This window comes from Psychrobacter sp. JB193 (assembly GCF_002285555.1).
Lineage (GTDB): Bacteria > Pseudomonadota > Gammaproteobacteria > Pseudomonadales > Moraxellaceae > Psychrobacter > Psychrobacter alimentarius.
The window spans coordinates 1,262,167-1,285,337 of the sequence record NZ_NRGY01000001.1; the positions used below are offsets into that span (position 1 = coordinate 1,262,167).

Annotated in this window: 16 protein-coding genes; 11 read left to right on the forward strand and 5 right to left on the reverse strand. The window is 43.3% G+C overall.

Annotation, left to right across the window (positions count from 1 at the left end):
- Positions 1–230 precede the first annotated feature (230 nt).
- Positions 231–2,450, forward strand: a complete 2,220-nt coding sequence (locus CIK80_RS05495; RefSeq protein WP_095569148.1) for an NADP-dependent isocitrate dehydrogenase — start codon at positions 231–233, stop codon at positions 2,448–2,450.
- Between the two features lie 291 nt (positions 2,451–2,741).
- On the opposite strand, the gene icd is transcribed toward CIK80_RS05495, so the two are convergent.
- Positions 2,742–4,001 carry an NADP-dependent isocitrate dehydrogenase gene (gene icd / locus CIK80_RS05500; RefSeq protein WP_095569149.1) on the reverse strand — a complete coding sequence of 420 codons (1,260 nt, stop codon included), beginning with the start codon at positions 3,999–4,001 and terminating at the stop codon, positions 2,742–2,744.
- 472 nt (positions 4,002–4,473) lie between these two features.
- Between icd and CIK80_RS05505 the strand changes: the two genes are divergently transcribed.
- Together CIK80_RS05505 and CIK80_RS05510 are read left to right on the forward strand one after the other, a co-directional pair.
- Positions 4,474–5,088, forward strand: a complete 615-nt coding sequence (locus tag CIK80_RS05505; protein WP_095569150.1) for a pseudouridine synthase — start codon at positions 4,474–4,476, stop codon at positions 5,086–5,088.
- Between the two features lie 372 nt (positions 5,089–5,460).
- Positions 5,461–6,312, forward strand: coding sequence for a DUF305 domain-containing protein (locus CIK80_RS05510; protein WP_095569151.1), 852 nt, complete (start codon positions 5,461–5,463; stop codon positions 6,310–6,312).
- A 163-nt stretch (positions 6,313–6,475) separates the two neighbouring features.
- Here the strand turns inward: CIK80_RS05510 and CIK80_RS05515 are convergent, their stop codons facing one another.
- Positions 6,476–8,440, reverse strand: a complete 1,965-nt coding sequence (locus tag CIK80_RS05515; protein WP_095569152.1) for a PDZ domain-containing protein — start codon at positions 8,438–8,440, stop codon at positions 6,476–6,478.
- Positions 8,441–8,771: 331 nt separating this feature from the next.
- On the opposite strand from CIK80_RS05515, the gene CIK80_RS05520 reads away from it, so the two are divergent.
- On the forward strand, positions 8,772–9,257 hold the full coding sequence (locus CIK80_RS05520; RefSeq protein WP_062843751.1) for a peptidylprolyl isomerase: 486 nt from the start codon (positions 8,772–8,774) through the stop codon (positions 9,255–9,257).
- Positions 9,258–9,790: 533 nt separating this feature from the next.
- Here CIK80_RS05520 and CIK80_RS05530 read toward each other — a convergent pair.
- Positions 9,791–12,001 (reverse strand): carboxy terminal-processing peptidase, encoded by a 2,211-nt coding sequence (locus CIK80_RS05530; protein ID WP_062843749.1) that lies wholly within the window; start codon positions 11,999–12,001, stop codon positions 9,791–9,793.
- A 512-nt stretch (positions 12,002–12,513) separates the two neighbouring features.
- Here CIK80_RS05530 and nagZ point away from each other — a divergent pair.
- Entirely contained in the window at positions 12,514–13,602 is a 1,089-nt protein-coding gene (gene nagZ, locus CIK80_RS05535) for a beta-N-acetylhexosaminidase (protein WP_095569154.1), read from the forward strand.
- A gap of 154 nt (positions 13,603–13,756) precedes the next feature.
- Here the strand turns inward: nagZ and CIK80_RS05540 are convergent, their stop codons facing one another.
- Complete coding sequence (locus CIK80_RS05540; RefSeq protein WP_095569155.1) at positions 13,757–15,373, reverse strand: OmpA family protein; 1,617 nt, start codon at positions 15,371–15,373, stop codon at positions 13,757–13,759.
- 491 nt (positions 15,374–15,864) lie between these two features.
- Positions 15,865–17,496 (reverse strand): hypothetical protein, encoded by a 1,632-nt coding sequence (locus CIK80_RS05545; protein ID WP_095569156.1) that lies wholly within the window; start codon positions 17,494–17,496, stop codon positions 15,865–15,867.
- Positions 17,497–17,873: 377 nt separating this feature from the next.
- Between CIK80_RS05545 and CIK80_RS05550 the strand changes: the two genes are divergently transcribed.
- The 6 genes from CIK80_RS05550 to CIK80_RS05575 all read left to right on the forward strand — a co-directional run bounded on the left by CIK80_RS05550 (position 17,874) and on the right by CIK80_RS05575 (position 23,085).
- Complete coding sequence (locus CIK80_RS05550; RefSeq protein ID WP_095569157.1) at positions 17,874–18,482, forward strand: rhomboid family intramembrane serine protease; 609 nt, start codon at positions 17,874–17,876, stop codon at positions 18,480–18,482.
- A gap of 160 nt (positions 18,483–18,642) precedes the next feature.
- A complete protein-coding gene (locus CIK80_RS05555; protein WP_095569158.1) occupies positions 18,643–19,608 on the forward strand; it encodes a metallophosphoesterase in 966 nt (321 codons plus the stop codon).
- Positions 19,609–19,706: 98 nt separating this feature from the next.
- Entirely contained in the window at positions 19,707–20,267 is a 561-nt protein-coding gene (gene purE / locus CIK80_RS05560; protein ID WP_095569159.1) for a 5-(carboxyamino)imidazole ribonucleotide mutase, read from the forward strand.
- A gap of 231 nt (positions 20,268–20,498) precedes the next feature.
- Positions 20,499–21,821, forward strand: coding sequence for a 5-(carboxyamino)imidazole ribonucleotide synthase (locus tag CIK80_RS05565; protein ID WP_095569160.1), 1,323 nt, complete (start codon positions 20,499–20,501; stop codon positions 21,819–21,821).
- Positions 21,821–22,270 (forward strand): DUF188 domain-containing protein, encoded by a 450-nt coding sequence (locus CIK80_RS05570; RefSeq protein WP_095569161.1) that lies wholly within the window; start codon positions 21,821–21,823, stop codon positions 22,268–22,270. The genes CIK80_RS05565 and CIK80_RS05570 overlap by 1 nt, the downstream gene beginning before the upstream one ends.
- Before the next feature lie 179 nt (positions 22,271–22,449).
- Positions 22,450–23,085 (forward strand): NAD(P)H-binding protein, encoded by a 636-nt coding sequence (locus CIK80_RS05575; RefSeq protein ID WP_095569162.1) that lies wholly within the window; start codon positions 22,450–22,452, stop codon positions 23,083–23,085.
- The last annotated feature ends 86 nt before the right edge of the window (positions 23,086–23,171 follow it).

Genomic DNA, 23,171 nt, shown 5'->3' on the forward strand with positions numbered 1-23,171 from the left:
ATTAACGGCCCAGTAGTAGCATGCAGTCTCAAAGCACAAGTTTAGTGAAAATTAAAAAGAGACGTGTTCAGCAGTTTCAAAAAATTTTGAGAAGCCAGATATGATGAACTTAATCACGTCGTTCACCATGCATAGTATTTGTTGAAATATAGTATTTGTTAAAACATATTCAACATCATATTTGCGCTTTATTTTATTTTTAACTCTAAAAAAAGGAAGACACTACTAAAATGTCAAAAATTATTTATACAAAAACTGACGAAGCCCCAGCGCTTGCAACCTTATCATTTTTACCTATTGTTAAAGCATTCACACAAACGGCAGGCGTTTCTGTCGAAACCAGTGATATCTCTGTTGCCGCACGTGTATTGGCTGAATTCCCTGATTACTTAACGGAAGAGCAACGTGTTCCGGACAACTTGGCTGAGCTTGGGCGTCTGACGCAAGATCCAAACACCAACATCATCAAGCTACCTAACATCAGTGCCTCTGTACAACAGCTACGCGCTGCTATCAAAGAACTACAAAGCAAAGGCTATGCGATTCCTGACTTCCCAGATGATCCTAAAACGGAAGAAGAACAAGAGATTCGTAAGCGTTATGGCAAAAGTTTGGGCAGTTCAGTCAATCCTGTTTTACGTGAAGGTAACTCAGACCGCCGTGCGCCAAAAGCCGTAAAGAACTACGCTCGCAAGCATCCGCATTCTATGGGTGAGTGGAAACAGTGGTCAAGCACGCACGTATCGCATATGCACAGTGGCGATTTTTATGATGGTGAGCAGTCTATAACTTTAGACAAGGCGCGCACCGTACGTATGGAGTTGGTGACTGACGCTGGCGAGACCAAAGTATTAAAGCCAAAAATCGCTTTGCTTGACAAAGAAGTTATCGATCTTATGTTCATGAGCAAAAAAGCGCTGCTTGATTTTTATGAGCAAGAAATGGAAGACTGCCGCGAAGCGGGTATCTTGTTTTCATTGCATGTAAAAGCCACCATGATGAAAGTATCGCATCCTATCGTGTTTGGTCATGCGGTTAGAATCTACTATAAAGACGCTTTCAAAAAGCACGCGGCATTGTTTGAAGAGTTGGGTATCAACGTCAATAACGGTATGGCCAGCTTGTACGAGAAAATCGCTGAGCTACCAGCCAGCAAACGTGAAGAAATCGAAAACGATTTGCATGCTTGTCAAGAGCATCGTCCACGTCTTGCGATGGTTGATTCAGCCAAAGGCATCACCAACTTCCATTCGCCAAGTGACGTCATTGTTGACGCATCTATGCCAGCCATGATCCGTGCAGGCGGTAAAATGTGGGGCGCTGATGGCAAAATGTATGATTGTAAAGCGGTCATGCCAGAGTCTACCTTTGCCCGCATTTATCAAGAAATGATCAATTTCTGTAAATGGCATGGTAACTTTGACCCAACCACCATGGGTACTGTACCTAACGTTGGTTTGATGGCTCAAAAAGCAGAAGAGTACGGCTCACATGATAAGACGTTTGAGTCTAGTGATAATGGCATCGCGCGTATCGTTGATATTGATACCGATGAAGTATTGCTTGAGCAGCGTGTTGAAGAAGGCGATATCTGGCGTATGTGCCAGACCAAAGATGATCCTATTCAAGATTGGGTAAAACTTGCTGTTAGCCGTGCGCGCGACTCTAACACCCCGGTTATTTTCTGGTTGGACCCATACCGTCCACATGAAAACGAGCTGATCAAAAAGGTAAAAACGTATCTAAAAGAGTATGACACCGAAGGTCTACATATCGAAATCATGTCTCAGGTTCGCGCTATGCGTTACACTTTAGAGCGTGTTGCTCGTGGTCTTGACACGATTTCTGCGACTGGTAACATTTTACGCGATTATCTCACCGACTTATTCCCAATCCTAGAATTAGGAACAAGTGCCAAAATGCTGTCTGTCGTTCCACTCATGATGGGCGGTGGTTTGTTTGAAACAGGCGCTGGTGGTTCTGCACCAAAGCATGTTCAGCAGCTTATCGAGGAAAACCACTTACGTTGGGATTCATTGGGTGAGTTTTTAGCATTGGCAGTCTCTTTGGAGCATTTGGCCAAAAATGACAACAATGCAAAAGCGCAAATCTTGGCAGACACGCTTGATAGAGCCACTGAAAAACTGTTGTTAAATGACAAGTCACCATCACGTAAAACGGGTGAGCTTGACAACCGCGGCAGTCATTTCTATTTGGCAATGTACTGGGCAGAAGAGCTGGCCGCACAAGATCAAGATGCTGAGTTAAAAGCACAATTCTCAGAGTTGGCTCAAAAGCTTGAAGCTAATGAAGCAGCGATTGTTAAAGAGTTGAATAATGCTCAAAACAAATCAGTAGATATCAAAGGCTACTACATGGCGGATGAAAAACTGGCTGAACAAATCATGCGTCCAAGCAAGTTGTTTAATGAAGCATTGGCTTCTTTGTAAGAGCTTTCTTTGTAAGCGCTTCAGAATAACAACGTTTTGATCATGTGCTGAGCTTGGGTTAAGTGATAGGTACTTAAAAGCTTTTATCCGAGCATCAGTCAGAATTAATAAAAGGCACCCCAAAGATTCTAAATCTGAGGGGTGCCTTTTATTGTGCACTCTATTTTTAAACCAACCTATCTACATAACTCCTGTCGTAAAAAAGCCATCTACCTAAGGGCAGATGGCTTTTTTAGTGGTTTGCTTAGACTGACTAGCATTTGGTAACCGCTTGTTCAGCTCGCTGATGGACTAAGCGTCCATATGCTTAATCACCGCGTCACCAAATTCAGACGTACTGAGTAAGGTCGCCTTTGGCATTAAGCGCTCAAAATCATAAGTCACTGTCTTTTGTGCAATCGCGCCTTGGATACCATTAATAATGAGATCAGCCGCTTCCGTCCATCCCATATCGCGTAGCATCATCTCAGCCGATAAAATCAATGAGCCGGGATTGACTTTATCTTGCCCAGCATATTTAGGCGCTGTACCATGAGTCGCTTCGTAGACAGAGACAGCGCTGCCCTTGTTGGCACCTGGCGCGATACCAATACCGCCCACTTGCGCCGCTAGTGCATCAGAAATATAATCGCCGTTTAAATTTAAGGTTGCCACCACAGAGTAGTCAGCAGGGCGCATCAAGATTTGCTGTAAGAACGCATCAGCGATGACATCTTTGATAATGATATCATTACCCGTTTTCGGATTAGTTAGGGTCATCCAAGGGCCACCGTCCAACAGCGCTGCACCGAAGCTCTCTGCCGCTACCTCATAACCCCACTCTTTAAATGCGCCTTCGGTGAATTTCATAATATTACCTTTGTGCACTAAGGTCACACTTGGTAGGTCATTATCGATGGCATGCTGAATGGCTTTATGTACGAGACGCTGTGAGCCTTCCTTTGATACAGGCTTTATGCCAATACCGCAATCCTCTGAGAAACGGATTTTGGTCACACCCATCTCTTTTTCTAAGAAATTAATGACTTTTTTGGCCTCATCGCTGCCGGCTTCCCACTCAATACCTGCATAGATATCTTCTGCGTTTTCGCGGAAAATCACCATATCAGTCAGTTCGGGTTGACGAACGGGACTTGGCACTCCTTCAAACCAGCGCACCGGGCGCTGACACACATACAAGTCAAGCTCCTGACGTACTGCCACGTTTAATGAACGAAAGCCACCGCCAACTGGGGTGGTCAATGGACCTTTGATACTGATAATATAGTCTTTTAAAACCTCTAGCGTCTCACTTGGTAAATATTCACCATCATAAACCTTAGCCGCTTTTTCACCCAAATATACTTCCATCCAAATGATAGATCTTTTACCGTGATAAGCTTTGTCTACCGCCCCATTCACTACTTTTATCATGACAGGTGTGATGTCAACCCCAATGCCATCCCCTTCGATAAATGGAATGATAGGATTGTTGGGCACATTTAACGACAAATCAGCGTTTACAGTAATTTTTTCTCCGTCTCTTGGTACGATAACCTTATCATAGGCCATGGATAAATCTCCTTAGTTGTATATCAGGTATCACAAGCATATTTGGTGCTTTTTTTGCCAGTGCGGGCAATTGTATTGTGATGAGAACGCTCGTTCGCTAAAAATATTGATAAGTAAAACCATTGCGATATGGTATTGCCTATTATAGTCACCACGAGCTTTTCATAATTTGACTGCTTATCAAATCGATCAACTCTGGCATAAGCAATATAGAAAAAGGCACAAACTGTCTTGAATATTGTACTAAAATAGAAGGCTGAACCATCAGTTTTCTAGCGTAGCGCTTGTAGGCGGGAAGGGATCATATAGATACCACTGCCATAATGATGATGCCTTATTTTTATGGGCCGATATGTAAACTATAGTAATTCAGAGCCGATCTTTTCGGCTTCATTTTTAATATCAAATACCATTTGGTCAGATGTACTCTACGCTGATTCACCCATGATTTATCTTTAGGACACACCATTTTATGTCGACTTCTAGTCTCATTTTATTCAATAAGCCTTATGGGGTACAAAGTCAGTTTCGTAATGATAGCAACAACGACCACATCACCTTGTCTCACTACTTTACGGATAAGTCTTTACGGGTCGCAGGTAGGCTGGATGCTACTTCAGAAGGCTTATTGATTTTGACCGATGATGGCCGAGTGAACAAAGCGATTACTCATCCACCAAAAGCCAATGCCGGACGTAAACAGGGTAAAACCTATTTGGTACAAGTTGAAGGCATTCCTACTACTGAGCAACTTGATATGCTTAGGCGTGGTGTCATGCTTAAAGATGGTAAAACCTTGCCGGCCGATATTAAACACGTCAGTAAAGAGACATTACCAATGCCACTTTGGCAGCGTAATCCACCGATACGTGAACGCAAAAGTGTGCCAGATTCTTGGCTGATGCTGACTATTTATGAAGGTAAAAACCGTCAAGTAAGGCGCATGACCGCACATGTTGGGTTGCCTTGCTTACGCTTGATTCGCTGGTCGGTCGCTGGGTTTGAACTGGGTGATTTGGCAGTTGGTGAGTTTGTGCGTATTCATCTCAATAATGAGCGCTGTCAGCAGTTAGGGCTTATCGATTGATTCATCTTGCTCAATGACTCATGTTTAGCGACTTTTTCAACCTCCCATGCCAATCAATATGATTTATCTATCAATAAACCACTTTAATACGGTCAATTTACTTTAAAAATGAGACCGTACGACTGGGATAAATTTTTCGCAGCCTATGTTTTAACAGCACCTAAGGAAAATTTATTCCAGTCGCGCATGGCCTTCGATATTCTCAACATATCGATGTTACGTCGAAATGGCGATACTAAGTAGATATATTACGACCTGTTAAACATAGAGTCTCGAACCAGTAAGGTTCATCTGCTAGAATTTATACCCTTATGGATTGTGTGTAATCAATCTCACCCATTTGCATTGAAATTTTTATAATAGGGATATGTCATGATTGCTTCTCGTCGTTTTGTCTTGTTGGCTACCAGCTTTTCTGTTGGACTCATACTGAGTGCCTGCCAGCCGACAACGAAAGACAATGAAGCTGCTTCTGAAGAGATCACCGCACCGCCAGTCCCTGAGGTTACAGAAACCAGTAACGAAGATGAAACGTCGATAGAAAATCAAAATGACATCAATGACACGCAAATGACGGACGTGCTGAGAGATTACACAAGAGCCATGACCAGAATGCACGATGAGATGATGATTGGCATGGGGTATAACGATCCTGATACGGCTTTTGCCAAATCAATGCTCGGCCACCATCATGGCGCGATTGACATGGCAAAAATTCAGCTAAAATACGGCAATGATGATGCCATGCGTCAACTGGCTCAGAACATTATTGACACTGAGCAAGCTGAAGTTGATATTTTGAACAAATGGCTTGCCAGCCACCCTGATGTCTCCAAACCCAAACCCAATACCGCAGCCATGCAGCAAGAGTATGCAAGAAGTATGGATATATTGAACGGCAAAATGGTATTGGGTATTGCTGACCCTGTGCCTGATGTGGCATTTGTACGTGGTATGCTACCCCATCACCTTGGTGCGGTAGAAATGGCAGAAATCCAGCTGAAATATGGTACTGATGAAGAAATGCGTCAGTTGGCACAAGATATTATCAATGCTCAGCAACCAGAGATTGAATTGATGCAAAAGTGGATTGCAGACGTTGAGGCAAATGAAAGCAGTAATGATAAGCTTGATAAACCTGACGAAATGAGCGGAAATTCTAAATCTGACGAAAACGAAGCGCTTAGTACAACCGAAGTCCGCACACAATCGAGCGTTTCTTAAAACCTTAATGCTCAGACGCTTGTTGTTCACGCATTTATTTTTGACTCAACTATGAATTATCAAAAAACTGGATAAGTACAACAGCAAACCCCTGCTAACGGTTACTGGTTAGCAGGGGTTTTTGTTTTTGGGCTTAATTGTAGACAGTCATTAAAAAAATACTTTAACTTTGATGACGCTCCATGACATTTAACCATGTCTGCCAGCTCCCTACATTCTGTAACGACTCATCGCCCTCTTCACTTAAATGTAGACTGACCTTATAAGGTGTTAAAGCCTTGTCATCGGTGACTTGCACCGATTTAGGTCGTACATTAACCGCTATCAGCTCATCGCGACGAAACAGATGACATTCGACATCGCGATCTGCCTGATTGAGTGATCCCAATTGCTTACTGGTGGCTTTGATGCCATCAATGGCAACGATAACGTCATGTGCTGAAAGGCCAGCTTTGGCAGCCGCACTATCACGCTGTACGCGATTGATCTTAAGACCTGCTGGTGTTTCAGTACATCGTATGCCCCAAGGCACGTGTTTATCAGAGGTCTCTTTGGTATTGGTACGAAGTTTGACCCCACTTTCTCTCAGCATGGCTTCAATGGGTAGCTCTTCAACGCCATTGACATAGCGCCGCTCAAAATCTTCCCAATCTGCAAGTGGTATAAATTGACCAATCACCACGCCCATATCAGCACTACTGATACCGATGCGTTTATTGTCATTTTGCTTAGCTTGATTATAGAAAGCTTTGACCACGTCAAATAAACGGTAGCGACCAGCGCTCTTTTGTAGCAGCATCAAATCCAAACACAACGCAACCAGCGCCCCTTTATTATAATAACTGATACCTGCATTGCCTGTGTTCTCATCGCTACGGTACAGCTTAATCCACGCATCAAAACTCGACTCTGCAACGCTTTGATAAGCGCGACCTGGAGTTTGATAATAGCGGTTGATTTGCTCAGCCAGCAGCTTAAGATAACTTGCTTTATCGACCACCCCTGATGCTTGCAACATAAAGTCATCGATATAAGACGTGAACCCTTCAAAGACCCATAGTAGTGGCGTAAAAGCTTCACGGCGCAAATCCACCTCTAGCATGACATCGGGGCGTACGGTCTTGACCCACCATGCATGAAAATACTCATGGCTGCATAGTCCTAAAAACCGTTGATAGTCACTACTGGGTATCGCTGGTTCATCGATACTTGGTAAGTCACGGCGCGGTGTAATCAGGCTAGTAGAATTAATATGCTCTAGGCCGCCATAATCCTGACCGCTGGCAAACGTCATAAAAGTATAATTGTCAAAGGGCGCGTCGCCGAGCCAGTTTAGATACGTCTGACAAATCTGAGTCACATCTTGCTGCAACCTGCCCATATTGGCATGGTGCTTACCTGAGAGAAAAAATCGATGTGGTAGCGTCTGATGGGTATCATCATGAACAATGAAGTCAAACGTATCTTGCTCTGCAATCTCAAACGGATAATCAATAAACTCATGATAATTATCTACTTGTAACCCATAGCTGTGTTGACCGTCATGTTGTGATTCCTCAAGAGTCAAATGGGTCGAGGTTAAACCGCATGCTAAGCGTACACGACTGGTTTCTTTGTCCACCAAAAATGTGGCAGGCACAAGTAAGCTTGCCTTTATTGGCGATAGCTCCTGCCCCTCGACTGCGAGTGCCAACGAGGTGAAGTTACCGTAGAGACGTTGTTGATCGACGTAAGCGGTTCGCACTGATAAATCGTAGCAGTAGACTTCATAGTCCACGACTACCGTCTGCCCTACTTTGACTTGTGGTAGCTGCCATGTGTTTTTATCTGTTTTTTGCGCGCGGTAAGCGTCAGAGGTGTTGTCTCCCTCAAGAATACGATACTGAACTGCGGTGATATTTCGAGCGAACTCGCGCATCAAATAACTGCCCGGTATCCATGCTGGTAGCCAAAGCTTAGGAGACGCTGTCAGTGCGGTAAAGCTAAGCGATACATCAACCAAATGCTCTAAAAAGCGCTCAAAGTTAAATTGATAACGAATATCAGCTTTTGTATTGTTCTTTGCGCTAGTCACATCAGTAGCCGTGTCCACTGATAGATGCTTAGCCTTAGAATTAAATGAAGTCATATTTTTTGTCCTTATTTTTATCTTCATGGTAGAAGCACTGACCAAAAAACGCAACTGACAAACCGTGAACAGCGATTTCAAACAGTCAAATAAGAAAAAACCGTCTCTATTTTAAAAAAATAAACCATTTATTTAGATTAAATAGCATTTTTTCTTGTTTTTGCCTTGAAAGTTATGGGACCCATCGCAATTAAAGATGCTAACTGCTAAAGTTACTTAAATAAACTGATGATAATTGACTAATGACGTGCCTATTGGGCTTGCTGATTGGATTTTTTAGGTTTATTGCAACCGTATTTAATTTTTTACATAGATATATTTAGGATAATTTATGACTACTATCGCAAAAGACACCGCCGTCACATTCAATTACACTCTAAAAGACGACGAAGGCAACATCCTTGACCAATCACCAGAAGGTCAGCCACTTGCTTACTTACATGGCCATAGCAACATCATTCCAGGTCTTGAGCAACAACTAGAAGGCAAATCTGCTGGCGAAAAAGTAAACGCCGTTGTTGAGCCTGCTGACGGTTACGGCGAGTATCAAGAACAAGCGGTACAACATGTACCACGTGACAACTTCCAAGGCGTTGATGATATCCAGCCTGGTATGCAATTCCAGTCAGAAGCTGGTGGTCAAGTCATGCTAGTGACAGTTACTGATGTAAACGATCAAGAAGTAACGGTTGATGCTAACCATCCATTGGCTGGTAAGCGTTTGACTTTTGATGTTGAAATTCAAGAAGTACGTGCAGCAACTGAAGACGAACTAAACCATGGCCATGTACATGGTGCAGGTGGCGTTGAGCATTAATCTCGTTTAGAGTATTGATGTTTTTTAGAGCACTTTTTCTTTTGGAATGATTCGTTCTCTTAGAATATCGTGTAGAGGTATTAAATGACTTTTTCTTATTGAGCAGGTTATTTAATCTAAAAAGGTCGGTAGCTAAGTCTACTGGCCTTTTTTATGGACTAAAAATAAGCAAAACATTATTAAACCCATGCCATTAACATAATGTCAGCTTGATACAAATTATGCTTTTTCAGAAATAACAAAGCCGCATAATGACGAGCATCATGCGGCTTTTATCATCAACCATCCATGTTAACGTTATACAATACCTAATCCCGAGATATCTTATAACTAACAGGCATCCAGCCTTATCATCCTTAATTACTAAACCATCTATCCCTGATGCGACCTTTAAGATACCAATCCCTAGTACCAATGAACCGTTCCGTTCAATCATGCCGTACGTTTATAATCGCAGATTGGCTCATGGTTAGTAAGAGGTTGAAGCGTCAATTCATGTAAGCATATGCTTACATGAATTTGAATAATGCTATCTATAGCTTCTCTTTGGGACTCACTGTTGCTTCAGGGTCGGCGCTCAACATAAGATAAGCCGCTTCATTAATAAAGGCTTCATCTTCAGGCAATTCTGGACGCTCAATAGCTTTCATTCGGCTACGCTCTTCGAATTTTGCATCCATTGCCGCTTGATAGGTATTCCAATTGGTATATGGACGTTCGCCAGTTGCGATAAGGCGTTTGTTTTCAGCTTCTAACGAACGCTTTTCAATCAATTTCATCTTAGCGCGGCGACTATTAATATCAAGGAGAATGGGTTTTTTCTCATCTTCCATATCGCGAATATCGTTCAATGAGGACAGATACACAAACTGTGGGTTTTGCTCTTGACGAATTTTAGACTGCTGATTGAGTGTCGCAAGCGTCGTATCGGTAAACTTACCTTCAGGTTTGTAGGGCGCCGTCTTAATAGTATCCCAAGGTAGGGCATTTTTTTGCGCACGCTCACCAAAGGTTGCATCATCGTAGATATTGACCAATTCAACATCAGGCACAACCCCTTTATTTTGCGTACTACCACCAGTGACACGGTAGAATTTACGCTGAGTCAATGTCGCTGAACCCAGCGCTAGATTGTCGAGCTGAATCTGAGCTGAGCCTTTACCAGTGGTCGTGCTACCGACAACCAATCCACGGCCATAGTCTTGAATAGCAGCAGCAAATATCTCACTGGCAGAGGCAGAAGCCAAATTGGTAATCACGGTCATCTTACCGTCATAGAGTTGCTCGCCACCATCATCATCACGATAGACTTGCACATTGCCGCGATTGTCGCGGATTTGCACCATTGGCCCACTCTTAATAAAGAAGCCCAGCATCTTGGCAACTTCATCCAAGGAACCACCTGGGTTATTGCGCAAATCGACAACCAAACCATCGATATTTTCTTCGTTCAATGCCTTTAATGCTTTTTCGGTATCGATACTCACGCTGCGATAATCTTCTCCATTGCGACGAGCACGATAATTTAAATAGAAACTTGGTATCTCAAGAACGCCTATACGTTTTGGCGTTTTATCAATATTGGGGCGCTGCACTTCTACCACGCGATGAGTGACACCAGATTCTTCTTGTTGAATAATGTCACGAACCACGGTCACGTTACGAGCACTAGCGTCAGGTGCATTAGGCTGACGCACCTTGATCGTCACTGATGTACCGCGTTTGCCGCGAATCAAACCGACAATCTCACGTGTTGACCAGCCGACCACATCAGTCATGTTTTCGCCATCTTTGGCGATACCAATGATCAAATCATTGGGCTTAATCTGACCTGATTTGGCTGCTGGACCGCCGTCGACTAACGTGACAATACGGGTATAATCTGGGTTTTTACGGTCAGGGCGAATGGAGACACCAATGCCTTCTAATTGTAAGCTAGACTGAATCTGCAATTCATTTGCTTGTACTGGCGCGTAATAGTTGCTGTGCGGGTCATAGGTCAGCATTGCCGTATTCAAGATGGTTTCCATAATCTCATCATTGGTGAGACGTTTGAACTGCTCTTGCTGACGTGATAAACGATTTTGCAAAATCTCACTAGGCGTACGCTGATCGTTACGTACTAGATCCTGTCCGCGCGTGATATCTGGATTACTCAAAAATACTTTTTCTTTGGCCTTTTCATCTTCTTGGCCCAATGTGATACTCATCAACTGAAATTTCAACTGACGCGTCCAATAGTCGCGCTGCTCTTTTTTGGTTTTAAAATGATTCAGTTTTTCACGATCGAGCACGATGGTTTCATTACCAGTCAAATCGATATCCGTCTTTAGCATTTTACTTGCCATGGTAAAATATTCGTTTGAACGTTTGCGATAACGCTCAAAAACGTCTACCCCTGCAGACAAATCACCGCGCTTAAGACGATCGCCAAAATCATCACCGTATTTTTTCTTAAACTCATCCACATCAGATTGTAAAAATAACGTGTGGTTGGTATCGAGGCTATCAATATACATAGACAAAATCTCGCTACCAGTCTTACTATCTAATGGCTGATTGAGATAATGACTTCGATCCAGCAAAGCTGCAACCTGACGAGTGGTGATTTTCTGTTCTGGTGTCTGTACAAAACCCTCAGTATTGGTTTCTGCTACTGCGGTGCCATAGCTTTGAGCAAGTATAATACCGGCCACACCCACTGACGCTGCACTGAGTAACCACTGCGCTGGTTGTTTTTTCATATATGTACCTAGTTATTTTAAGTTAATATTGTCTGTTGTATCAGGAACAAAAATTATTGGGTCAATCTCTGCCTATCAACCCTATTTTTTACATTGCACGCCATTGCTTGTTTGCCATTAACTATCGGTTTTTTATCTCATTATAGTTTCTATACTGTAGAAACACTTCATCGCTATCATTAGCAGCTTACCATGTGACGCTACAAATCACTCAATCTTATCATGAGCCTAGGGAGCGAATTGTCTCAAACTGTATAAGCAATCTTACACCCTACGTCTACGCATACCAAACTTTCTATCATATTTATTCTAGCGATTTTTCTCATAATTTTTGCGTAAAATTACCTCGACTTAATATCACGCTTTTAGTAGATGATGTTATCGGATTATACGACGGTCACAATAACTGTCATAATAATGTCATCGTGACATGGCGACAGCCTTTGATTAGCATTCGCTTTTGTCCATTAAACATATAATACGACACGATATAACACAATAAGGATTAGGCTATGTATGGCGTTTTAATGATTGATATCGATAGTACCGCCTTGACTGCTGAGGACGTAAGCTTGATTAAACAAGCACAAGTTGGGGGCGTAATATTGTTTGCCCGCAATGTTGCTGATGCGGCACAGGTGCGCGCATTGTGCGATGACATCCGCTATCACAATCCTGATATATTAATCGGGGTTGATCAAGAAGGCGGCCGCGTCGCACGATTACGTGAAGGCTTTACCCCACTACCAGCGATGGGTAGACTTGGAGACTTATTTGACCAAGACCCAAACCGTGCCCTTAACTGTGCTTATGACTGTGGCTATCTCATGGCAACCGAAGTCATGGCGGTGGGAATTGACCTAAGTTTTGCGCCAGTACTTGACAGAGGTGGTATTAGCCAAGTCATTGGAGATCGCAGCTTTCATCATGGGACGTCCGCTATCGCCGCACTAGCAGCTCAGTTTATGCGAGGTATGAAAGCTGCTGGCATGGCAACCACGGGCAAACATTTCCCCGGTCATGGTGCTATTGCGCCTGATTCACATGTGTCAGAAGCAATTGATACGCGTAGCTTAGCGGATATTATCGATAGTGATATGCAGCCATTTGCGCAAACACTGCCTTGGTTGGATGCTGTTATGCCCGCACATGTGATTTTCTCGCAAGTCGATAATAAGCCTGCTGGATTCTCAAAAATTTGGCTAAAAGACATTCTTCGCGATCAGCTTAAGTTTGAAGGGGTCATTTTTTCGGATGACTTATCTATGGCTGGCGCAAAAGCAGTCGGTGATATCAGCGCTCGTGTCAAAGCAGCTATTGAGGCAGGGTGTGACATTGCACTGGTTTGTAATGATCGCGTCGCAGCCCATGAAGCGGCAGCCGCCGCTCAAGAACTGTCTTACCCTCATCAAAATCGTATCAAAACCATGTGTGGCAAGATACCCATGTGGCAAGGCGATCTTGTCTCGACTTGCCAGCAGTTCGATTATTGGGAACAAGCAAAACAGAATGTCACGCAAACCTTCTTTGATGCACAATCTTCGACAGAGGCAGCAACTGATAACACGGCTGAATCGATAGACCCTACCAATTATAAGTAGCGCTTCAATAAATTTTATTAAAAATAATCGTTTTGTCTATCAAGCATGTTCTGTTCATTACTTATTTTTTGCCAAAATAAAAACCGCTCCTGAATAAGGAGCGGTTTTTTAGTGATTGATAAAGGTTTTATACAAGAGCTTAAATAATGCAGGCTTAGTTGGTTGGATCTAACGCTGTACCTTGGGTGGCGTCATCACCATCTGGTAGCAGATCATCATTATTGTTATCAAGCGGGTTCATGTCAGGGTCCATTGAATTATTTGTACCCAGCGCAGCGTTGCCAGTAGCCATGGCTTCATTGGCATTCACATCTTGATCATTTACCATAAACTCAATACGGCGATTGCGGAAACGCCCTTGTTCAGTCGAGTTGTCAGCGATAGGATCGGTCTCACCCATACCTTTCGTAGACAATTTACTTTCATCAATGCCTTGAGAGACCAAGTATGCTTTGACTGAATCAGCACGCTCACGTGATAATTCCATGTTATAAGCATCTGACGCTTGACTGTCTGTATGACCAATAATCACCAAGTTCATATCTGGCACTTCTGCCATGATTTTGGCAGCACGGTCAAGGAACGCTTTATTTACATCAGGGATAATGGCTTCATCTACTTCAAAATTAATGACCTGTATGCTCAATGCACGAGCCACATCACGAGGATCTGGATTTTCGCCCAAATTCATCATCGCTGCATCAGCCGCAGCCAAGCTATCATCAATTTCACCCTGCAAATCTAACGGACCTTCAGCTTGTACGGTCATCGCTGGCGCGGCCGCTTGTAGATCAGATACTAGTTTTTCTAGAGCGGCAGCATCTGGCGCATTGACGGTGATGTTATCGCCTTTGATAATCATGCTAGCGTTTGGTACGTTTTTGACGATGGGCAGAATGGTAGCAAGCTGTGCTGCTGCTGGCATATCCGCTGCAAAGTTATCGTCTACATCAGCGCGGCATTTATTGGCTTCATCACCAAATGCACTGGTCAACGCATTCATAACGTTGGTCTGCAATGTCTCATTGCCCACATTCATGCGGCAAGCGTACAACTCATTGTTTTCCCCTGTAGCGATACTTAATGAAGCAGGTTCAATAGCTGCTGCCACCGCTACTTGCTCATCACCGTCAGCTGCTTGCTGCTCGGTCACAGCAGGCGTTGCCACAGGCTCAGGGTTCTCTTGACACCCACGAAGCAGTGCCCACGCTAACGCCCCTAAAATAATCAAACCAATAATTGGCAATAAAGCTTTTAAAAAGCTGCCCTTTTGCTCTTCTTCGCGCTGCAAAGGCGCTGTGCTAACCGTGTCAGAGATATGCTCGCCAGCAACTGCTGGGGTGGCAGCCAGAAGGCCCGCTGGCAGAACCGTACTGGCCCAAGCCGGTATATGATGCTGATAACTGTCAAGATTGTCATTTAAAAATTGCGGTACTGGCGTATTGCCTGCTAAGCTTTTGATTTCATGAAAAGCAAGTGGTGCTGCCATTGCCACTAAACCACGAGCGGCCGTCTGATCGACATCGTGTTTGGTCGCTAATTCGCGAGCAATCTGGTCACGGTGAGCATCCTCTGTCCAAACGCGATCGTAAAATTGTTGGTCATCACGCCCGATGTTTTCATTAGCAAAGCGATTATACGTGTTTGCGTCAGCAAGACGGGCTGCAAAAATCGCATAAAATTGTTCAAGCAGATTTTGCTTAGCGGGACTATGATCGTCTCCTAATACGGCTGGGCTTACCGTTCTTGTCAAATGACTGATAATATCCATAATGTGTTTTCTCCATTAATTATTAATATAATTTGAGTGTTAGTTAGAAGCTTTTAATATCAAAAAAATCGGTAGTAAAAAATAATTCAAACCATAAACGGCTCATAAAAAATTCTGATACAAAATGACGAGTCATAACAGGTCATACCGTTAATGACTGCATTTAACCAGTGTTATTATAAAAATTTTAAGCATACATTCACAATCAACACGTTGTTGTACAAATGATACGTTAAGTAATGTTTCAGTTATGACTCGTAACCAAAAGAAGTACCAAGTACAAGTCATTATCTTATTGTCACTCAATACAACGAAGGCTTATTTTCTGATTATGGTGATCTCAGTCTAATATCGCTAGCATAGATAGAACGACAGAGGGCAGGAAAGAAAAACGAACGGTATGAGAGAACGCTCACACCGCCCGCTTAATTTGATAAGCGCTTTGGCTTACTGATATTCATTAGAGATGATGCTTTTTATTTAAACTGTGGTCACCTCACCTGCGCTGGCTCTACTACAATAACACTATTTGCCATGTCATCTGCTTCCTCTGGGGAGATAGAGCCTGACGATCTATTTGGTATCGTATTGGTCGGTGTGTTGCGAGGAATATTACTAGGAATATCAGCAGGCACATTGTTATTACTATTAAAACCTCCATTATTTGGTGCGGGAAGCACAGGCGTCACCTTATCACCCGTATTATCATCTGATGCTTGATACTCTCCAGACCCACTGCCATTGTAGTTATTATTGAATTGACTATTGGGCGCTATATCGCCGTTTTCAAATTGCATATTGGCCCCATTCATACCTGCCATATTATTGATAGCGGCACCGTCACTGCTGTTATTTGGTAGAGGTAGAGGAGCTGTGCTATCAATCAGCATCGTTGGCGCTAAAGCCTGTATATCTGCGACCATTTTTTGCAGTAGCATACTGTCTGGGGCCTCTAATATAAGGCGATCATTTTGCAGCTGTAGACGGGCAAATGGCGTTGACCTGAGTGTCGTAAAGATATTCGGCAATACTTGTGGCGGAATAGTGGCAATGTCAGTTGCTACCCCTGCTTTGATGGTCAACTCACAAGTACTCGCTTGCTCACCAAAGCTTGTATTCAGAGCCTGCTGCAATGTCGCTTGCAATGCTTCGTTGCCAACCGTTGCGCTACAAGTATATAAACTCCCACTGTTGTCTACGCCAACGATCAAATCAACGGGTGTCATTACTTGGGCTGGCACTTCTACAGGTGGGGCGACCACTGGCTCTGCGGCGACTGGTTCTACAGGTGGCGTATTATTGGGTTTAATCAGTAATGCCCATGCGGCAAGTCCGATACCAGCAATGGCTATGATTAATAAAAACACCCGTACCAGTAAGTCATTGCGTTGATTGCGAGTGCGTACTTTTTCTCGCTTCATGCTGCTGTTGTCGCCCCAATGATGCGCTGATGGATTGACATGAATGCCATCCATATTGGCTACCAAGTTGTCGGTGGTACGTTCTTTATCCGCATCTTCTAAGTAGCTTGCGCTTTCTACATAAGATGCTGTGGAAGTGGCGACTGCTTCTTGGTCTATATTGGACGTCTTTATCGTAGCCAAAGAAGCCTCACTCACTGGTACAGTAGCAGCGTCTGCGCCCAGTTTTAGATTTGGGTATGAGTCGCTATTAGAGATTTGAGGTGCTGCAATCACGGATGCCGACCATATTGGTAAGTACTGACGCAACGCTGTCTGTTCTGTCTGTAAAAAAGCTGGCAAGAACTGTCCATCAGCCAATATTTTTAGCTCGCGATAAGCCAAGGGAGCTGCGTTAATCAGTAGCTGCGAGGTCGTCAGTAAGTCAATATGATGCGTGTCAGCCAACTCTTGAATGATCAGTCGCTGTACTGCTTGATCTTGCCACAGCTGTTCAAACAGTGGGCTTTCTACCGAAATATCAGACGTTACTCCCTCATCGGCACGCATAATGTGCGAGTAAACCTGTGGTAATGCCAAACGCGCCGCCAAAAGAGCATAAAACTGCTCAAGCAAACCGACATAAGCCACCGTATTTTTATCGTCACTGTTACCTAATATAGCAGGTGTAACGGTTTTTTCTAATTGATTGATAATACTCATAAACAATTGCCTCTGTCGGCCTTTTTTGACTTTATAAAAAATTAACTATTTATTTTATTTATTACTGCCATACTTTGGGACCCTTATATTATTCATGCACCACTATCCCTAAGATACGAGGTATTTTTCACGTTACTTAACATCTTGCTCTATTATTCACTATAAAAGCATAAAAATGCATCGTTTTGTCACACAATATATTTTTTCGAGATTCTAACTACTGTTAGTATGAACGTACTATTAAGACTTAACGTTTAATAATTTGTCATTGGTTATGTTTATTTTTCACTCAGCCGTAACGCTTAGGCGTTGAACATTGTCATTTATAACCTTTATATAACATTGTCACCCATCAGGCGAGGCCTAAGGATTATCCTTTGTTTAACCATACGACCCTTATCATTATTATTACCGTTATTGTTAGCTTACTGGCATGGCAAAACAAGACGCTATTCAATCGACTTATTTTTTATCCACCAGCGGTGAATAATGGTCAATGGGATCGTTTTGTGACGCATGGTTTTATTCATGCTGACAGTATGCATTTGCTGTTCAATATGTTTACTTTATACTTTTTTGGTCGTGCTATTGAAGGCTTATATCAGCCCTTTTTGTTTGGCTATGGTTTTGTGGTATTTTATGTCTTGGCGATTGTTATTGCGATGATTCCAAGCTATATCAAAAATAAAAACAATGCCAGTTACTTAAGCCTTGGCGCATCAGGTGGTGTATCAGCAGTCTTGTTTGCTTTTATTTTGTTGGCACCTTGGGAAAAAATCTATCTATTTGCGGTTATTCCTATCCCTGCGATATTGTTTGCGGTAGCTTACGTCGCTTATAGTATTTACGCTGATAAACGTGGTGGTTCAAACATCAACCACATGGCACATATGTGGGGCGGTGCGTTCGGTATCATCGCGACGATTATTTTAGAGCCAAGAGTGTTGCCTCACTTTTTGAGCGCGCTGTTGTCACCTGGTTTTTAAGGTAATTTTTATAAATGTCTTGATAACCGTAAAAACGATGTTAGACAGGACATCAATGATGATACCTTGTTAGCATTTTTTTGACTGGCAAACCGTTCCAAATTGCCATATGAAGATTTTTTGACCTTTAATATATTACATTGAGATTTGCTGATTTATTATGATTATAGACATTATTGGTGACGTTCACGGTTATGCAGATAAGTTAGTGGGCTTACTAACACAGTTGGGCTATCGCCATAATGGGCAATATTTTGTCCCTCCAATCGGTCATCGGGCCCTATTTATTGGCGATTTGATCGATCGCGGTCCACAGCAGGTGGCCACTTTAGAGATTGTTTTTGCCATGCTGGATGCCGATGTGGCTGATGCGGTCATGGGTAATCATGAATACAATGCTTTGGCTTTTGCCACGCTTGACCCTAATAATTCTACTCAATATTTACGCTCACATAGCGACGTGCATAAACGCCAGCATGAAGCGTTTTTAGCTGAAGTACCATTTGGTTCAGACAAACATCAGTATTGGTTACAGCGTTTTTATGAGATTCCATTATGGCTTGAGAGCGATGACGCTTGCTTTGTACATGCTTGCTGGGATGTCGATAGTATGGCCATATTACAGCCTTTTTTGACAGAAAATAATTGTCTGACACCGCAAGGCCTGATAGCCACTGCAAGCGAGCCTAGTGTGCCGTTCGATGCCCTTGAGCGTGTGCTAAAAGGGGTGGAAACGCCATTGCCCGAAGGTATGGCAATGGTAGATAAAGAAGGTACTAGGCGCACGCGAGTGCGAGTGCGTTGGTGGCTTGATGAGCTGAACACACGCACGCTTTATGAAGTTGCTCGCGCGCCTACCTCTGCTTTGGCACAAATTCCAAGCGATGCATTGGCCGAAAACATCGACTTTGCCATCAAAACTCATAAACCTGTGTTCGTGGGTCACTATTGGCTGACTGGTACGCCTGAACCACTCAGCCATCAAGTGGTCTGCACCGATTATTCAGCAGCCATAGATAGTGGTTATCTGACGTGTTATCAGTTCGATACTGAACAGCCGCTGCCCTTAAAACCCAGTAATTTTTTACAGCATCGTCATGATAAGCCCACTGATGAAAACCCATAGATCTGCACGATTCTTTTTGCTTTTTGATTAAACTTGAAACTTGGCTTTACGAGAGCGGCAAAATTTTTGTATGATGGTCTTTTTGAGGATATTAACGCATGAGCACAACATCGGCTACCACCAATGCTGCTGAGACAAACGGGCCTATTACCTCTCCTACTGGTCAGCCAAAAGTTGGCATTATTATGGGATCACAATCTGATTGGGCTACGATGAGCGCTGCAGCACAGTTGCTAGCAGACTTTGATATTGCTTTTGAGTGTGAAGTGGTGTCAGCACACCGTACGCCTGATCGATTATTTGACTATGCCAAAAACGCGAAATCTCATGGTTTACAAGTGATCATCGCTGGTGCAGGTGGCGCCGCTCATTTGCCGGGTATGTGTGCCAGCCAAACGCCACTGCCTGTATTTGGCGTGCCGGTAAAATCCTCTATGCTCAGCGGTTGGGACAGCTTGCTGTCTATCGTACAGATGCCTAAAGGCGTTGCTGTTGGGACGTTAGCTATTGGCACAGCTGGTGCTTACAATGCCGCCTTGCTTGCGATTCAAGTGCTCGCCTTGCATGATGAATCGCTAGCGACTAAGCTTGATACGTTGCGTACGACGCAAACCGATACCATTCTTGCTAGCCCAACACCAGGGATCATCAATCATTGATCATCGCTATAAAATGCTTGATGGTTGTCAGACCTTATTGATACATGTCCCATCACCTTGAATAATTTTGATAGTAAATAATATTGATAGTATACGTATGGTTAGATAAGTCTGAATTGAGCGTTACTGAATATAAGGTGCATCGTATGCACCTTTTCCTATTTTACTAGATTGATTTCTAAATTGTGCCACACCAAAAATATCTTTCATTTTTAATTTAAAGAGCCTGCCATGACTACAGCGAACGCTTACCCTACTACCCAAACCATTCGTACCATCGGTATTTTAGGCGGTGGTCAGCTTGGTATGATGCTTGCCGAAGCCGCCATTCCATTAGGGTATCAGTGCGTGTTTTTAGAAGACAATGCCGACTGCCCTGCCAGTTTATATGGACGCGTTTTTCACAGCGAACAATTAGACGCATTTATTGAAGCGGCAGACGTCTTCACACTAGAGTTTGAAAACACCCCCACCTCTACTGTTGAGCATCTGACCAACTTATCAACGGCTGGTAGCAAGCAGGGCATGTTTCCCCCATTGATTGCGCTTGATATCGCCCAAGATCGCTTAAAAGAAAAGCAGATGTTTCAGAAGCTCGATATCGCGACCGTCCCGTTTATGGCCGTCAACTCTGAAGCTGAGCTACAACAAGCTTGTCAAACGTTAGGATTGCCAATTGTGCTCAAAACGAGCCGTGGTGGTTATGACGGTAAAGGTCAGTTTGTCATCAAAGAAGACAGCGACATCAAAGCTGCTTGGCAAGACCTTAAAGATGCCGTCAGCGGCAAAGGTGCTTTAACGCCAACACCTGCACCATTAATAGCGGAAGGTTTTATTAACTTTAGCCGTGAGGTTTCTATCATTGCGGCACGAGGACAAAACGGTCAGGTACGTGGTTATGATTTGGTCGAAAACCATCATCATCAAGGGATTTTAGCCAAGACTCAGGCGCCTGCCGTGGGCACCAGTCATTTGCTCAAGCAGGCCACTGATGCGATCACAACCGTTATGAATCATTTGGATTATGTTGGCGTGATGGCACTCGAGCTATTCGTTGTCAAAGATGCGCGCGGCAATGATACTGTCCTCGCCAACGAGATTGCTCCGCGTGTGCACAATTCTGGACATTGGAGTATCGAAGGCGCTATCACCAGTCAATTTGAAAATCACATTCGCGCAGTGGTTAACCTACCGCTGGGCGATACAGACAATGTGCACCCAGCAATCATGCTCAATGTATTGGGACAGTACCCTGATATCAGCGCAGTTCTTAAGATTGATGGCGCTCACTATCACAGTTATCATAAGGCAGAGCGTGACGATCGAAAAATTGCGCATATCACCTTGATGCCCAACGATGTCGCAAACTTAGAACCCGCTTTAGCCCAACTTGTCGCCATCTTGCCCAATAAAGTGGGGCTGGATAAAAAAATCGTTGCTGTTGACGATCAAACAAAGATGGCAGAAGATCTGACTGTTGCTGAAAGTGATGACACTTTAGACAAAATAAACACCCAGAGCGAAGACTCTCAATTAGATGAGGTGCAAAAATAATGCAGATTTGGGTAGATGCAGATTCTGTCCCTTTGATTGCCAAAGACTTGATCATCAAGACCGCTGAGCGTACCAAGACCACAGCGATATTTGTCGCCAATCAACCAATCAAGCTACGTAAGTCACCGCTACTTATCATGACCGTGGTGCCATCAGGATTTGATAAAGCAGACGACTATATCGTCGAACAAATTCAACCAGGCGATCTTGCGATTACCAGCGATATTCCTTTGGCTAATGATATTTTAGACAAAGGCGGTTTGGTGTTGACGACGCGTGGTATGGTCTACGACAAAAATAATATCAAGCAAAAGCTTAATATGCGCGATTTTATGGATACCATGCGCGGTACTGGTGTCTTAGAGCTACAAGAGATGAGCGGACAAAAACCTTATGGTGATCGTGACAAAAAAGCCTTTGCAGATGGCTTAAATCGCTTGGTTCGCTGATATTTTTTCTTCTCATTCATTTTTGTTCTACTCTTATCAATATTTTCTTTTCTTGCAAACCGTATACATTCACTAACCAAACGCAATCCAATTGGCACGCATCATAACGAAGCGTGCCAATTTTTTTGCTATGCTGGTTTTAGTTTTTAAACAACGCATATATAAGAATAGGAATGATTATGAAAATTTTAGTGATTGGTGCAAGTGGTCGTGTAGGTACTGAGCTGGTAAAACAACTATTAGCAGATGATCATCAAGTGGTTGGTACTACGCGTCAAAAAGAAGTTTTATTTGATGATGCCAATTATAGTCAGCTTGATTTGGATATCACGGCTGAAAAAGATGCCATTCAAGACCAAATGGATCAAGACATTGATGCAGTGTATTTTGTGGCTGGTTCTGGTGGTAAGGACGTGTTAGAAGTCGACTTGCATGGCGCTGTCAAAACTATTCAGGCAACACAAGATAAAGGTATCAAACGTTACATTATGCTTAGCGCAGCGTTTTCTTTAGATACCAGCAAATGGGATAGCCCCGGTATTGCAAACCTAAAAGAATACTATATCTGCAAACATTATGCAGATCAGTGGTTGGTAAATAATAGCACGCTTGACTACACCATTGTGCAGCCAGGAGCGCTAAAAGAACGCGCAGGCACAGGTAAAATTGCCATTGATGAAAGCGCTGGTGAAAACTCGATTGAAGATGTCGCCACAACGTTGGCTGCTGTATTAACCGCAGATAATACCATCAAGCAAGCATTTAACATGCATAATGGTGATATTGATATCAGCGAAGCCATCGCGACGGTATAAATCTGATAAGAACAGAGTGCTTGGAAGCAGATGAGCGCAAATGACTTATAAAAATGGTCGTTTATCATTCAGCAATAGCTATACTG

What these genes read in the sequence shown, in the direction of transcription:
- CIK80_RS05495 (WP_095569148.1), top strand. Translation starts at nt 231, where the DNA reads ATGTCAAAAATTATTTATACAAAAACTGACGAAGCCCCAGCGCTTGCA.
- icd (WP_095569149.1), bottom strand. Translation starts at nt 4,001, where the DNA reads ATGGCCTATGATAAGGTTATCGTACCAAGAGACGGAGAAAAAATTACT.
- CIK80_RS05505 (WP_095569150.1), top strand. Translation starts at nt 4,474, where the DNA reads ATGTCGACTTCTAGTCTCATTTTATTCAATAAGCCTTATGGGGTACAA.
- CIK80_RS05510 (WP_095569151.1), top strand. Translation starts at nt 5,461, where the DNA reads ATGATTGCTTCTCGTCGTTTTGTCTTGTTGGCTACCAGCTTTTCTGTT.
- CIK80_RS05515 (WP_095569152.1), bottom strand. Translation starts at nt 8,440, where the DNA reads ATGACTTCATTTAATTCTAAGGCTAAGCATCTATCAGTGGACACGGCT.
- CIK80_RS05520 (WP_062843751.1), top strand. Translation starts at nt 8,772, where the DNA reads ATGACTACTATCGCAAAAGACACCGCCGTCACATTCAATTACACTCTA.
- CIK80_RS05530 (WP_062843749.1), bottom strand. Translation starts at nt 12,001, where the DNA reads ATGAAAAAACAACCAGCGCAGTGGTTACTCAGTGCAGCGTCAGTGGGT.
- nagZ (WP_095569154.1), top strand. Translation starts at nt 12,514, where the DNA reads ATGTATGGCGTTTTAATGATTGATATCGATAGTACCGCCTTGACTGCT.
- CIK80_RS05540 (WP_095569155.1), bottom strand. Translation starts at nt 15,373, where the DNA reads ATGGATATTATCAGTCATTTGACAAGAACGGTAAGCCCAGCCGTATTA.
- CIK80_RS05545 (WP_095569156.1), bottom strand. Translation starts at nt 17,496, where the DNA reads ATGAGTATTATCAATCAATTAGAAAAAACCGTTACACCTGCTATATTA.
- CIK80_RS05555 (WP_095569158.1), top strand. Translation starts at nt 18,643, where the DNA reads ATGATTATAGACATTATTGGTGACGTTCACGGTTATGCAGATAAGTTA.
- purE (WP_095569159.1), top strand. Translation starts at nt 19,707, where the DNA reads ATGAGCACAACATCGGCTACCACCAATGCTGCTGAGACAAACGGGCCT.
- CIK80_RS05565 (WP_095569160.1), top strand. Translation starts at nt 20,499, where the DNA reads ATGACTACAGCGAACGCTTACCCTACTACCCAAACCATTCGTACCATC.
- CIK80_RS05570 (WP_095569161.1), top strand. Translation starts at nt 21,821, where the DNA reads ATGCAGATTTGGGTAGATGCAGATTCTGTCCCTTTGATTGCCAAAGAC.
- CIK80_RS05575 (WP_095569162.1), top strand. Translation starts at nt 22,450, where the DNA reads ATGAAAATTTTAGTGATTGGTGCAAGTGGTCGTGTAGGTACTGAGCTG.